Source organism: Pseudomonas sp. MWU16-30323, assembly GCF_020515595.1.
GTDB classification, from domain to species: domain Bacteria; phylum Pseudomonadota; class Gammaproteobacteria; order Pseudomonadales; family Pseudomonadaceae; genus Aquipseudomonas; species Aquipseudomonas yamanorum.
Genome location: NZ_JAIWYM010000001.1, coordinates 316,802 through 328,906, shown reverse-complemented (window position 1 = coordinate 328,906; position 12,105 = coordinate 316,802). Strand labels below are relative to the sequence as shown.

Genomic DNA, 12,105 nt, shown 5'->3' with positions numbered 1-12,105 from the left:
TTTCCATCAACACACATAGAGCCGCACCTTCAACGTCGAAGGTCGAGCTTCCCGAGAGAACGGGACCAGGACAAAGGCGTCCTCGCTACTTACCTAGCGGGGACGCCTTTTTTTGTTGCGCACGATTTGTCGAGCCACTGCGGAGAACGACATGAAGAAACTCAAACTGGTGATGATCGGCAACGGCATGGCCGGGGTTCGCACCCTTGAAGAATTGCTCAAGCTGAGCAGCGACCTGTACGACATCACCGTGTTCGGCGCCGAGCCCCACACCAATTACAACCGCATCCTGCTCTCGCCGGTGCTGGCGGGTGAGCAGACCTTCGAAGAGATCGTGCTCAACGATTTGAGCTGGTACCTCGATAACAACATCAAGTTGCTGCTCAATCGCAAAGTGGTGCAGATCGACCGGGTCAAACGCAAAGTCATCGCCGAAGACGGCAGCGAGGCCGAGTACGATCGCCTGCTGATCGCCACCGGGTCCACGCCGTTTATCCTGCCGATCCCCGGCAATACGTTGCAGGGTGTGATCGGCTACCGCGACATCGCCGACACCCAGGCCATGATCGACACCGCCAAGACCCACAAGCACGCCGTGGTGATCGGTGGCGGGCTGCTGGGGCTGGAGGCGGCCAACGGCCTGATGCTGCGCGGCATGCACGTGACCGTGGTGCATATCGGCGAGTGGCTGTTGGAGCGGCAACTGGACAAGACCAGCGGCCAGTTGCTGCAAACCGAACTGGAAAGCCGCGGCCTGGTGTTCCGCCTGCAGGAACAGACCCAGGCCTTGCATGATGCCGGCAACGGTCGCGTCGGCTCGGTGCAATTCAAGAATGGCGATGTAATCCCTGCCGACCTGGTGGTGATGGCTGCGGGCATCCGCCCCAACACTGAGCTGGCAGAAAAATCCGGCATCCCGTGCAACCGTGGGATTCTGGTCAACGATACCCTGCAAACCTACGACCCGCGCATCTATGCCATCGGCGAATGCGCCAGCCATCGCGGGATCGCCTATGGCCTGGTGGCACCGCTGTTCGAGCAGGCCAAGGTCTGCGCCAATCACCTCGCCCAGTTGGGTTTTGCGCGTTATCAGGGTTCGGTGACCTCCACCAAATTGAAAGTCACCGGCATCGACCTGTTCTCCGCCGGGGATTTCATGGGCGGCGAAGGCACGGAAACCATCACCCTTTCCGACCCGATTGGCGGCGTCTACAAGAAGCTGGTGATCAAGGACGACATCCTCGTCGGCGCCTGCCTGTACGGCGACACCGCTGACGGCGGTTGGTATTTCCGGCAGATCCGTGAGAACCACGCCATTGGCGAGATTCGTGATCACCTGATGTTCGGCGAAAACGCCATTGGCGATGTAGGTCATCAGGGCCAGGACAAGGCAATGAGCATGGCCGACAGCGCTGAAGTCTGCGGCTGCAACGGCGTGTGCAAGGGCACCATCGTCAAGGCCATTCAGGAACACGGGCTGTTCAGCGTCGACGACGTGAAGAAACACACCAAGGCCGCCAGCTCCTGCGGCTCCTGCGCCGGGCTGGTGGAACAGATCCTGATCAACACCGTAGGCGGCGCGGCCGACGTCAAACCGAAAAGCGAAAAAGCCATCTGCGGCTGCAGCGACCTCAACCACGGGCAAATCCGCCAGGCCATCCGCGACCAGCACCTGCTGACCATCGCCGGCACCATGAGCTACCTGAACTGGCGCACCCCGAACGGCTGCGCCACCTGCCGCCCGGCACTCAACTATTACCTGATTTCCACCTGGCCCGGCGAGGCGAAAGACGACCCGCAATCGCGCCTGATCAACGAGCGGGCCCACGCCAACATTCAGAAAGACGGCACCTACTCGGTAGTCCCGAGGATGTGGGGCGGTGTGACCAATCCGTCAGAACTGCGGCGCATCGCCGATGTGGCCGACAAGTACAACGTGCCGATGGTCAAGGTCACCGGCGGGCAGCGTATCGATTTGCTGGGCATCAAGAAGCAGGACTTGCCTGGCGTATGGAAGGATCTCGACATGCCGTCCGGCCATGCCTACGGCAAATCCATCCGCACCGTGAAGACCTGCGTCGGCAGCGAGTTCTGCCGCTTTGGTACACAGAACTCCACACAGCTGGGGATCGAGCTGGAGCATGACCTGTTCAATATGTGGTCGCCCCACAAGGTGAAACTGGCAGTGTCCGGCTGCCCACGCAACTGCTCGGAAGCGGGAATCAAGGACGTGGGAATTATCGGCGTCGACTCCGGCTGGGAGATGTACATCGGCGGTAACGGCGGGATCAAGACCGAGGTGGCCGAGTTCTTCGTGAAGCTGAAAACCGCCGAAGAAGTGCGCGAATACAACGGCGCTTTCCTACAGCTCTACCGGGAAGAAGCCTTCTACCTGGAGCGTACCGTGCACTACCTGCAACGGGTGGGCATGGAGCACATCAAGAAGGCCGTACTGGAAGACCCGGCGCGGCGCCAGGCGCTCAACGAACGCCTGCAATTCTCCCTGTCGTTCGAACAGGACCCGTGGAAAGAACGCCTGGAACAGCCACTGCTGAAAAAGGAATTCGACACCATCCCCGTCAAACTGCTGGAGGTGCCGGCATGAACTGGCTGGATATCTGCGCCCTCGAAGAAATCAATGCCCTGGGTTCGCGCATCATCACCGGGCCCAAAGGCGACATCGCGATTTTTCGTACCAGTGACGACGAAGTGTTCGCCCTCGACGACCGCTGCCCCCACAAGGGCGGCCCACTGTCCCAGGGTTTGATCTACGGCAAGCGCGTCGCCTGCCCGCTGCATAACTGGCAGATCGACCTGGAATCCGGTGAAGCCCAGGCACCAGACGTCGGCTGCGCCCACCACCACCCGGTCCGCGTGGAAAACGGCCGGGTGATGTTGGCGCTGCGGGACGCCGGTTGATGAACCGCCAGACCACCGCGTCCACCTGCTGCTACTGCGGAGTCGGCTGCGGCGTGCTGATCGAGCATGATGGCTCGCAGATCCTCGGCGTCAGTGGCGATCCGACCCATCCGGCCAACTTCGGCAAGCTGTGCAGCAAGGGTGCAAGCCTGCACCTTACTGGCGATCTTGCTGCCCGTGCGTTGTACCCGGAACTGCGGCTCGGCAAAGGCCTGGCCCGTACCCGCACCGACTGGGAAACCGCCCTGGAACACGCGGCCAATGTGTTCGCCGAAACCCTCGCCGAACACGGGCCGGACAGCGTAGCGTTCTATATCTCCGGTCAATTGCTGACCGAGGATTACTACAGCTTCAACAAGCTGGCGCGGGCGCTGGTGGGCACCAACAACATCGACAGCAACTCGCGGCTATGCATGTCGTCAGCAGTGGTTGGCTACAAGCGCAGCCTGGGGGCCGATGCGCCACCCTGCAGTTATGAGGACCTGGAGTCGAGCGACTGCGTGATGATCGTCGGCAGTAACATGGCCTACGCGCATCCGGTGTTGTTCCGACGCCTGGAGGAAGCCAAGGCCCGTCGGCCACAGATGAAGGTGGTGGTGATTGACCCCCGGCGCACCGATACCTGCGACTTGGCTGACCTGCATTTGGCGATTCTGCCGGGTACGGATGTCGCGCTGTTCCATGGGATCTTGCACCTGCTGTTGTGGGAGGACTGGATCGATCGCGACTTTATCCAGGCCCATACCGACGGTTTGGTGGAGCTCAAACGCCTGGTGCACGACTACACACCGCAAATGGTCACGCAGCTGTGCGGGATCAGTGTCGAGCAACTGCGCCAGTGCGCGGAATGGGTCGGCACCTCGACGAGCTTCCTGTCGTTGTGGTGCATGGGGCTGAATCAGTCCACCGCAGGCAGCGCAAAGAACAGTGCGCTGATTAACCTGCATTTGGCGACCGGCACCATCGGCCGTCCCGGCTGTGGACCTTTCTCCCTGACGGGTCAGCCGAATGCCATGGGCGGTCGGGAAACCGGCAGTTTGTCGAATTTGCTGCCAGGCCATCGTGAGGCAGCCAACCCTGAACATCGGGCAGAAGTGGCTGCGTATTGGGGTGTTGACCAACTGCCGGCCAACACCGGACTGACCGCTATCGAATTGTTTGAGCAAATACAGGCCGGCAAGATCAAGGCCCTGTGGATCGCCTGCACCAATCCCGCCCAATCCCTGCCCGACCAGAACACTGTGCGCCAGGCCCTGGAGGCGTGTCCGTTCGTGGTGCTACAGGAAGCCTTTCGTACAACCGAGACAGCGCGTTTCGCCGACCTGTTGTTGCCCGCAGCGAGCTGGGGCGAGAAAGAAGGCACGGTCACTAACTCTGAACGGCGCATTTCCCACGTCCGGCAGGCCATCGTCCCACCAGGAGAGGCACGGCCGGACTGGGCAATCACCGTGGATTTTGCCCAGCGCCTGGAGCGACGTCTTTGTCCCGGAAAACCGGGGCTTTTTGCCTTTGAGCAACCCGCGCAGATCTTTGATGAATACAAACTGCTGACCCGTGGGCGTGACTTGGACCTGTCGGGTATCAGTCACGCCCTGCTGGACCGGATGGGCCCGCAGCAATGGCCCTTCCCGGCCGATGCGGTGAGCGGAACACCACGGCTGTACACCGACGGAATTTTCCCTACGGAGACTGGCCGAGCGCACTTTGTCGCCGACCCTTATCGCGCCGCCAAGGAGCAGCGTGACGCGCGCTTCCCTCTGACCCTGATCACCGGACGCCTGCGGGACCAATGGCATGGGATGAGCCGCACCGGCACCGCTGCGCAACTATTCGGGCATGTCAGTGAAGCGTTGCTCAGCCTGCACCCGGACGAGCTGCGCCGGCATCGTTTGAAGGAAGGCGACCTGATCAGCCTGAAAAGTCGGCGCGGCAGCGTGATTGTCGCCGTCGGCAGTGATGACAGCGTGCGTCCCGGCCAGGCGTTCCTGCCGATGCACTGGGGCGACCGCTTTCTCAAAGGCGGCGTGAATGCACTCACCCAGCCGGCGTTCGATCCGTTGTCCAAGCAGCCGGAACTCAAACATAGCGGCGTGCGCCTGGAGGCGGTGCAACTGCCCTGGCACTTGTTTGCGCTGATCGAAGGCGATGTGCAGCAACACTTTGAAGCGTTGCGACCGCTGTGTGAGGGCTTTGCCTACGTCAGCCTGAGCCTGACCGGGCGCGAGCGGCCTGCCCTGCTGATTCGTGGGGCGCATCACGAGGCGCCGGCACTTGAACTGCTCAAGCAGATTGACCAGTTGCTGGGGCTGAATGACGGTCCGGTCATGGCCTACGACGACCCGCGGCGCTCCATTGGCAAGCGGGTAAAAATTGAAAAGGGCCGTATCACCGCAATCCGCCTGGCCGGCGAAACCCTGGCTCGCCACTGGTTGCAAAGCCTGTGGCTGGAAGGCCGCACCGATGACACGTTACGACGTTGGCTGCTGGCGCCATTGAGTGCGCCACCGGGGGGTGGTTCCACCAGCAACAAGACGTTGTGCAACTGCAAGAACGTCAGCGAAAACGCGGTCTGCGCCGGCATTGCCCGGGGCCTGGACCTGAATGGGCTGAAGCAGGAACTGGGTTGCGGCACGCAATGCGGCTCCTGTGTGCCGGAAATCAAACGGCTATTAGCGAGCGGCACGCAGCCAATCGCGATCACAGTGTGAGGGAAGCATATGAGCGCAAAAGTCTGGCTGGTGGGCGCAGGTCCCGGCGATCCGGAGCTGCTGACACTCAAGGCAGTGAGAGCCCTGCGGGAAGCCGATGTGGTGCTGATCGATGACCTGGTCAACCCGGCGCTACTGGAGCATTGCCCCACTGCACGGCTGATCACCGTGGGTAAGCGCGGCGGCTGTCGTTCCACGCCGCAGGCGTTTATCCATCGCCTGATGTTGCGCTATGCCCGACAAGGCAAATGCGTGGTGCGGCTCAAGGGCGGCGATCCGTGCATTTTCGGTCGCGGCGGCGAAGAAGCGGCGTGGCTCAGGCAGCAAGGGGTGGAAGTGGAGTTGGTCAACGGCATTACGGCGGGGCTGGCCGGGGCGACGAACTGTGATATCCCACTGACGTTGCGGGGTGTCAGCCGAGGCGTCACGCTGGTTACGGCCCACACTCAGGACGACAGCAGCCTCAATTGGCGGGCACTGGCCGAGGGCGGCACAACGCTGGTGATCTATATGGGCGTGGCGAAGCTGGGGGAGATTCGCCAGCAGTTGCTGGAAGGTGGCATGAGCGATGACATGCCGGTGGCGATGATTGAAAACGCCTCGTTGCCACATCAGCGTGAGTGCCGCAGCAGTCTTGCCTGGATGCAGGAAGATGCGCACGAATTTGCGCTCAAGAGCCCGGCAATCCTGGTGATTGGCCGGGTTGCCCAGGCGACACAAGCGGTTGAGGCCCTGGCCAGCGCCACCGCCTGAGGCAAATTGCAGGCGAAAAAAAGCCCGGCCTAAGCCGGGCTTTTTTCTACAACTCAGTAATTACTGAGCTGCTTGTGCTTCTACCGAGGCTTCTACGCGACGGTTGATAGCACGGCCAGCTTCAGTTGCGTTGTCAGCAACTGGGCGGGATTTGCCATAACCAACCGAGCTTACACGGTTAGGAGCAATACCGTCTTTGACCAGGACTTGCTTAACAGCGTCAGCACGACGCTGGGACAGCTTCTGGTTGTAAGCGTCAGGACCGACGGAGTCAGTGTGACCTTCAACAACGGTGGTGGTTTGTGGGTACTGTTTCATGAAGTCAGCGAGGTTTTTCACGTCGCCGTAGCTGTTAGGCTTAACAACCGACTTGTCGAAGTCGAACTTCACGTCCAGCTCAACACGAACAACCTGAGCAACCGGAGCTTCTGGCTCTGGAGTTGGCTCTGGAGCTGGTGCTGGGGTAGGAGCTGGAGCAGTTTTACCAGCGTTGCCGCCGAAGTTTACGCCCAGGCCAACCAGTGCGGAGTAGTCCCACTTGCCGTTGTCCAGTGCGTAGTCAGCTTCAACACCTGCACGTGCGAACAGGTTGTCGGTGAAGTAGTACTTCACACCAGCGCCAGCGATAGCCAGAGTCGACTGATCGCGACCGCTGTGACCATCAGCCTGTACGTTGGTACGGCTCTGGTGGCCGAAACCGCCCTCTACGTATGGACGCAGGGAGTCAACACCAGCTTGACCGAAGTGGTACTGGGCAGTAACGCTGCCGGTATCACCTTTGATCTTCTGGTTGCCAGTACCGTCGTTCGAACGGGTGTGGTTGGTGGTGTCGTAGTTCAGGTTGATCGACACGTCGTCGGTCAGGAAGTAACCGATGCTTGCGCCAGGATTGTAGCCGTCTTCGATGTGCTTGACGCTATCGTTGAACTGCTTTTTGTAGAACAGCTGGCCTTCAACTGCGCCTTGACCTTGTGCCAGAGCGCCGAAGGAAGTAGCAGCAATAAGAGTACCAATGGCCAAGCCCAAGGTGTTTTTCAGTTTCATCCGTTAAATCCCCATCTGGTGATTGTAAAGCAGTCCCACATACCGGGGGACAACTCGGCGACAAGTCTAACAGAACTTGCCTACACGTAAGAGATATTTGCCACGCACTAAGTTTCAGTACTGCCCGCAAATTTCTCACGTAATTTATCAAGAGCGCGTTTGTAACGCATTTTTGTAGCACTCAAACCCATATGCATGATGTCAGCGATTTCCTGAAATTCCAGCTCTGCGACAAATCGTAGCACCAGAATTTCCCGGTCAATCGGATTCACATGCACCAACCAGCGATCGAGCCCGCCCTTTTCTTCCGAGGTTGGCGTCTTCTCTTCAGACGCTTCCTCAAGGGGGTCCAGACTCAAAGCATCCATCAAGCGACGCTTTCGCCGTTCCTTCCGATACTGCGTGATGCACTCGTTGTACGTGATGCTGTAGAGCCATGTCTTGAACTTCGATTTGCCCTCGAAGTTCTTCAGGCCGTATAGCACCTTGAGCATCACTTCCTGACAGACATCATCCGCATCTCTATCGTTCCCTAAATACCTTGAACAAACGTTGAACAGAGTGCGTTGATACCTGCGCATCAATTCTTCATACGCGCGTGTTACGTGAAACAGCTCCGTGTGCGAGCGCGCGACCAACTCCTCATCAGAGAGCTCACGGGGGTCATAGCGCGTGGACAGCGTTTGGGCTTTATTCAAAACAAATCGTGCCGACAGTCAGGTCAATGTCCGCCACAGCCTGGATACCCAGGTTCGCGGCGGCGTACATTAGCAGGATTCGCCGGGTTAGCGGCTAGTCACATGCTGTTCCAGCAAGATCCGGTTTGAAAGCGACACCAGTTCGCCATCATCCGTCAGCACTGTCGTCTTGACCGTGCCGATCTCCTCGATCTGCCCTTCGACCTCGCCCACACGCACTTGTTGCCCAACCTGATATAGCTCACGCACATAGATTCCCGCAAGAATCTGCCCGGCAATTTCCCGGCTTCCCAACCCCATGGCCAGCGCAACGGCCAGACCAACGGTAATCAAAACAATCACAATCACGTGGTTCAGCAGGTCAGTTTTGACCTCCAACTGGCTGATCGCGACCGAAATACTGATGATAATTACCAGGCCCTGGGCAATTCGACCCAAGCCACTGGCGTAATCCAGCCCTACGCCTTCAGCCGCACCGCGCACCAGGCCGTTGGCCAGTTGTGCCAGCAAAACCCCTACCAGCAACACCAGCGCGCCACCGAATACCTTCGGCAAATACAGCGCCAGCATGTCGAGCGTAGCTGAAACTCGCTCAAGTCCAAGGGATTCAGCCGCAGAAACCAGAAAAATCAGCAAAACAAACCAATAAACGATCTTGCCGATCAATGTCGAGATCGGTACTTGCAACCCGGCACGCCCCAGAATCTTGGTCAGGCCGGTCCCCCCCATCAATCGATCAAGGCCCAGTTTAGCCAGCAATTTGGAGAGCAGGGTGTCGAGCAGCTTGGCCACGACGAAACCCAGCAGCACCACCACCAGTGCACCAAACAGGTTGGGAATGAAATTCGCCACCTTGGTCCACAATGCAGTCATTGCAGTTACCAGACTCTGAGTCCAGAGATCGAGTTCCATATTCATTCAGCCTTATCAGCAGTGCGAGCAAGAGGTTTACGACGGGAAACCGGTGAAACATGGGCCGAACCATTGTTCAAGGCCATCATCAACGCCGGCAACCAGCGACCAAGCAGACCGAACAGGTCCCCCGCCCCGACCTGGCGGTTGGCGGTTTTCAAAACGCGACCCAGGCAAGCATCGTCGTCCCGGTTGGACGGCGAGGCATTCAGCATGTCACGCAAAGACTGTTCGAACGGATCGTGCATAAAAGACCTCTCGCAAGTGATTTAAAAGACGAGGGTAAAATTCTTCGGGTCACATGACCTCTTTCCATGTTCAGGTCACATTCAGCTCAAACCCAACGTAACCGTCGAAACAACCACCACTGCCCAAGCGCCACCGAGACCATCATCAGGCAGGCAATCAGGAATCCGTAAGGGTTGGAAGCGAACGGAATCCCCCCCACATTGATCCCCAGCAAACCGGTGAGAAAACTCATCGGCAGGAAGATCCCGGTGATGATTCCGAAACGGTACATGGTGCGGTTCATGCGCAGGCTCAAACGCCGGTCTTCGGTCTCAAGCACAAGCCCCACGCGCTCCCGAGCCAATTCCAGCTCTTCCAGGTAACGGGTCAGGCTGTTGTTCAATTCGTTCCAGTAGTCAGCATCGTCGTCACAGAACCAGGGCAACTTGATCCGGGTCAACTGCGCAAAAATATCCCGCTGCGGCGACAGGAAACGTTTCAGCCCGGCGGCGCGCCGACGGATCTGCAAAACGCTGCCATGCTCCGGGGTATACCGTTCGTCGGCATCCAGTTTTTCTTCTTCGATATCGACGATTTCGGACAAGTCGCTGACCAGATCCTGAACCTTGTTGGTCAGGTACTGCGCCATATACAGGACCAGTTCCGAGGACGTCTTCGGCCCCTTACCGTCCGCCAGTTGCACCAGTAACTCGTCGGTGGCGCGCAACGGGCGCAAACGCAGGGAAATCACCCGCGCCGCCGAGGCAAAGATCCGCACCGAGACCATGTCTTCCGGTTCGGCGCCGGGATTGAGGTTCACCCCGCGTAAAAACAGCAGCAGCTCAGCGTCCGGCAGTGGCAACAGGCGCGGGCGGGTGTTCTCCTCCAGCAGCAGGTCACAGGCAAACTCGCTCAAGCCACTGGATTTGCGCAACCACGTCTGGGTCTGCGGGTGACTACGGTCCCAATGCAGCCACAGGCTTTCCTGAGGCTGCAGTTGCAGTTCATCAAGCTCTGTCCGGGCAATCGAACGCGCACCACCTTTACCGTCCAGCACCAGGGCATGCACCAGCCCCCACTGCGCGTTTTCTTCCTCGAACATCCTCACCCCTGTCGGCTACTGCTGTTTATTCAGGCATTTTCAGCGGGCTGGGGGAGACGATCACGCCGTTATTGTCGGCATACACGTACTCGCCCGGGCGGAAGGTCACGCCGGCGAAGGTCACCGCCACGTTCAAATCGCCGATACCGCGCTTGTCAGTCTTCATCGGATGGCTGGCCAGGGCCTGCACGCCCAGGTCGGTTTGGGCGATCACGTCGACATCACGGATGCAGCCGTAGATCACCAGCCCTTCCCAGCCGTTTTTCGCGGCTTTCTCGGCGATCATGTCGCCCAGCAACGCGCGGCGCAGGGAACCACCGCCATCGACCACCAGCACCTTGCCGGTGCCGTCGAGTTCGGCTTGTTCCTTGACCAGGGAATTGTCTTCAAAGCACTTGATGGTCACGATCTCGCCACCAAAGGAGTCTCGGCCGCCGAAATTGCTGAACATCGGCTCAACCACCTGCACCAGCTCCGGGTAGGCATCGCACAGGTCGGGGGTAAGGTAATGGTTCATCGAGAAACTCCTGTAGGTGAAAGAAGGTGTCAAACATCCCACTGTTTACTTACATCTGGAAACGCTTTGCCGTGAAGGTTCTTTAATCCGGGTCGAATAGTCGGGCCCATCGGACAGCAACGCAAGACCCACTGCGCGACTGAATATGACCAGAACCATCCAGCGCGTCATATCTTAGCCGCTACGGCAAACAAGCGAAACGCCCCTGATAGAGCCTTGCGCTCAAACTGCTGCGAGTTCCTGAGACTGCGCCTCCATCAAAGGTGTGAGCGGATCTTTCAACCAACGCCTCACTAACGGCCACACCTCAGCCTGGGCGGCCTTGCTGACAAGCATCTCGACATGCCCGAAATCCCCGCTGAACCCGTGCTGGCGCCCCAGGCACAAGTACTGGCGATGCTCGGAGCCCATCTGTTCGAAGAGCTTGCGACAGGCCCAGTCCGGGTCTTGGTGATCGCCGGCAGCGCTCACCACCAATAGCGGCACGTCGACGTCTGCCAGGCCTTTCCACCAGTCCTGCTTCCCTTCGCCAAAACGGCCGAACAGACCATTCCAGCGCATGGCTTCAATCAAAACCCCTGCCGGCTCGTCCTCTGGGCCGCGTTTCAGCCGGGAACCAGACAACTCGCCAAAACGTTTCAAGAGCAGGCGACCGGTCCATTCCACTGGTGGCAGTTTCAACGGCCAATGGGTGCGGCTGACCTGGCAGCCAAACAGCGCCACCGAGGCCACCGCCGGCGCGCCCAGATGCTGTCCACCCAGGGCGGCAGCCAAGGTCGTGCCACCCAGGGAATGCCCGATCCAATGGGGAATCTGCCCGCTTTGCTCACGCACAAACGCCGCAATGGCCGGCAAATCGTAGCGCGCATAGTCGGCGACGCGATTTTTGGCATAGGCCTGATTACGCCGGGACAGCCCATGGCCGCGCATTTCCGGGATCCAGACGTCGAACCCCTCGCGCGCCAGGTAGGCACCCAGGCCAATGCCCTTGGGCGAATACCAGAAGCGTCGGTTGGAGAAACTGCCGTGCAACAAAACCACCGGCACGCCCCGGTTTTCCGGGACATCAGCCAGGCCCAGGCGGGTCACGGCCAGCTCGACGGTGCCGTCGGGGCTGTTGCCGGGTTTGAGCCGATACACGTCTTCACTCAGGTCGCCACGACGCTCAGCGCTGATCAAGGCGACGGGAAACAGGTTGCTGCTGCTTTGCATAATGCTCTTGCA

Annotated in this window: 11 protein-coding genes; 4 read left to right on the top strand and 7 right to left on the bottom strand. The window is 59.4% G+C overall.

Features of this window, described 5'->3' with window-relative positions; all coding sequences use genetic code 11:
• The first annotated feature begins 151 nt into the window (after positions 1-151).
• From nirB to cobA, 4 genes are read left to right on the top strand one after another with little or no spacing between them, the layout of a single operon-like run.
• Complete coding sequence (gene nirB, locus LIY45_RS01565; protein WP_010176417.1) at positions 152-2,605, top strand: nitrite reductase large subunit NirB; 2,454 nt, start codon at positions 152-154, stop codon at positions 2,603-2,605.
• Positions 2,602-2,919, top strand: coding sequence for a nitrite reductase small subunit NirD (gene nirD, locus LIY45_RS01560; protein WP_226475086.1), 318 nt, complete (start codon positions 2,602-2,604; stop codon positions 2,917-2,919). The genes nirB and nirD overlap by 4 nt, the downstream gene beginning before the upstream one ends.
• A complete protein-coding gene (locus tag LIY45_RS01555; RefSeq protein WP_226475085.1) occupies positions 2,919-5,627 on the top strand; it encodes a nitrate reductase in 2,709 nt (902 codons plus the stop codon). The genes nirD and LIY45_RS01555 overlap by 1 nt, the downstream gene beginning before the upstream one ends.
• A gap of 9 nt (positions 5,628-5,636) precedes the next feature.
• The gene (gene cobA / locus LIY45_RS01550; RefSeq protein WP_226475084.1) at positions 5,637-6,380 is read left to right on the top strand and encodes a uroporphyrinogen-III C-methyltransferase; all 744 of its coding nucleotides are present in this window, start codon (positions 5,637-5,639) and stop codon (positions 6,378-6,380) included.
• Between the two features lie 60 nt (positions 6,381-6,440).
• On the opposite strand, the gene LIY45_RS01545 is transcribed toward cobA, so the two are convergent.
• The 7 genes from LIY45_RS01545 to LIY45_RS01515 all read right to left on the bottom strand — a co-directional run bounded on the left by LIY45_RS01545 (position 6,441) and on the right by LIY45_RS01515 (position 12,093).
• Complete coding sequence (locus LIY45_RS01545; RefSeq protein ID WP_017479075.1) at positions 6,441-7,424, bottom strand: OmpA family protein; 984 nt, start codon at positions 7,422-7,424, stop codon at positions 6,441-6,443.
• 107 nt (positions 7,425-7,531) lie between these two features.
• Complete coding sequence (sigX, locus tag LIY45_RS01540; protein ID WP_063032363.1) at positions 7,532-8,122, bottom strand: RNA polymerase sigma factor SigX; 591 nt, start codon at positions 8,120-8,122, stop codon at positions 7,532-7,534.
• Between the two features lie 87 nt (positions 8,123-8,209).
• Complete coding sequence (locus tag LIY45_RS01535) at positions 8,210-9,034, bottom strand: mechanosensitive ion channel domain-containing protein (protein WP_008432650.1); 825 nt, start codon at positions 9,032-9,034, stop codon at positions 8,210-8,212.
• Between the two features lie 2 nt (positions 9,035-9,036).
• Entirely contained in the window at positions 9,037-9,282 is a 246-nt protein-coding gene (locus LIY45_RS01530; RefSeq protein WP_003215011.1) for a hypothetical protein, read from the bottom strand.
• 86 nt (positions 9,283-9,368) lie between these two features.
• On the bottom strand, positions 9,369-10,364 hold the full coding sequence (locus tag LIY45_RS01525; protein WP_017479076.1) for a zinc transporter ZntB: 996 nt from the start codon (positions 10,362-10,364) through the stop codon (positions 9,369-9,371).
• Positions 10,365-10,389: 25 nt separating this feature from the next.
• Entirely contained in the window at positions 10,390-10,881 is a 492-nt protein-coding gene (gene rraA / locus LIY45_RS01520; RefSeq protein WP_017479077.1) for a ribonuclease E activity regulator RraA, read from the bottom strand.
• A gap of 222 nt (positions 10,882-11,103) precedes the next feature.
• Entirely contained in the window at positions 11,104-12,093 is a 990-nt protein-coding gene (locus tag LIY45_RS01515) for an alpha/beta fold hydrolase (protein WP_226475083.1), read from the bottom strand.
• Between the last annotated feature and the right edge of the window lie 12 nt (positions 12,094-12,105).

What these genes read in the sequence shown, in the direction of transcription:
- rraA (WP_017479077.1), bottom strand. Translation starts at nt 10,881, where the DNA reads ATGAACCATTACCTTACCCCCGACCTGTGCGATGCCTACCCGGAGCTG.
- cobA (WP_226475084.1), top strand. Translation starts at nt 5,637, where the DNA reads ATGAGCGCAAAAGTCTGGCTGGTGGGCGCAGGTCCCGGCGATCCGGAG.
- LIY45_RS01545 (WP_017479075.1), bottom strand. Translation starts at nt 7,424, where the DNA reads ATGAAACTGAAAAACACCTTGGGCTTGGCCATTGGTACTCTTATTGCT.
- LIY45_RS01535 (WP_008432650.1), bottom strand. Translation starts at nt 9,034, where the DNA reads ATGGAACTCGATCTCTGGACTCAGAGTCTGGTAACTGCAATGACTGCA.
- LIY45_RS01530 (WP_003215011.1), bottom strand. Translation starts at nt 9,282, where the DNA reads ATGCACGATCCGTTCGAACAGTCTTTGCGTGACATGCTGAATGCCTCG.
- LIY45_RS01525 (WP_017479076.1), bottom strand. Translation starts at nt 10,364, where the DNA reads ATGTTCGAGGAAGAAAACGCGCAGTGGGGGCTGGTGCATGCCCTGGTG.
- nirD (WP_226475086.1), top strand. Translation starts at nt 2,602, where the DNA reads ATGAACTGGCTGGATATCTGCGCCCTCGAAGAAATCAATGCCCTGGGT.
- nirB (WP_010176417.1), top strand. Translation starts at nt 152, where the DNA reads ATGAAGAAACTCAAACTGGTGATGATCGGCAACGGCATGGCCGGGGTT.
- LIY45_RS01515 (WP_226475083.1), bottom strand. Translation starts at nt 12,093, where the DNA reads ATGCAAAGCAGCAGCAACCTGTTTCCCGTCGCCTTGATCAGCGCTGAG.
- LIY45_RS01555 (WP_226475085.1), top strand. Translation starts at nt 2,919, where the DNA reads ATGAACCGCCAGACCACCGCGTCCACCTGCTGCTACTGCGGAGTCGGC.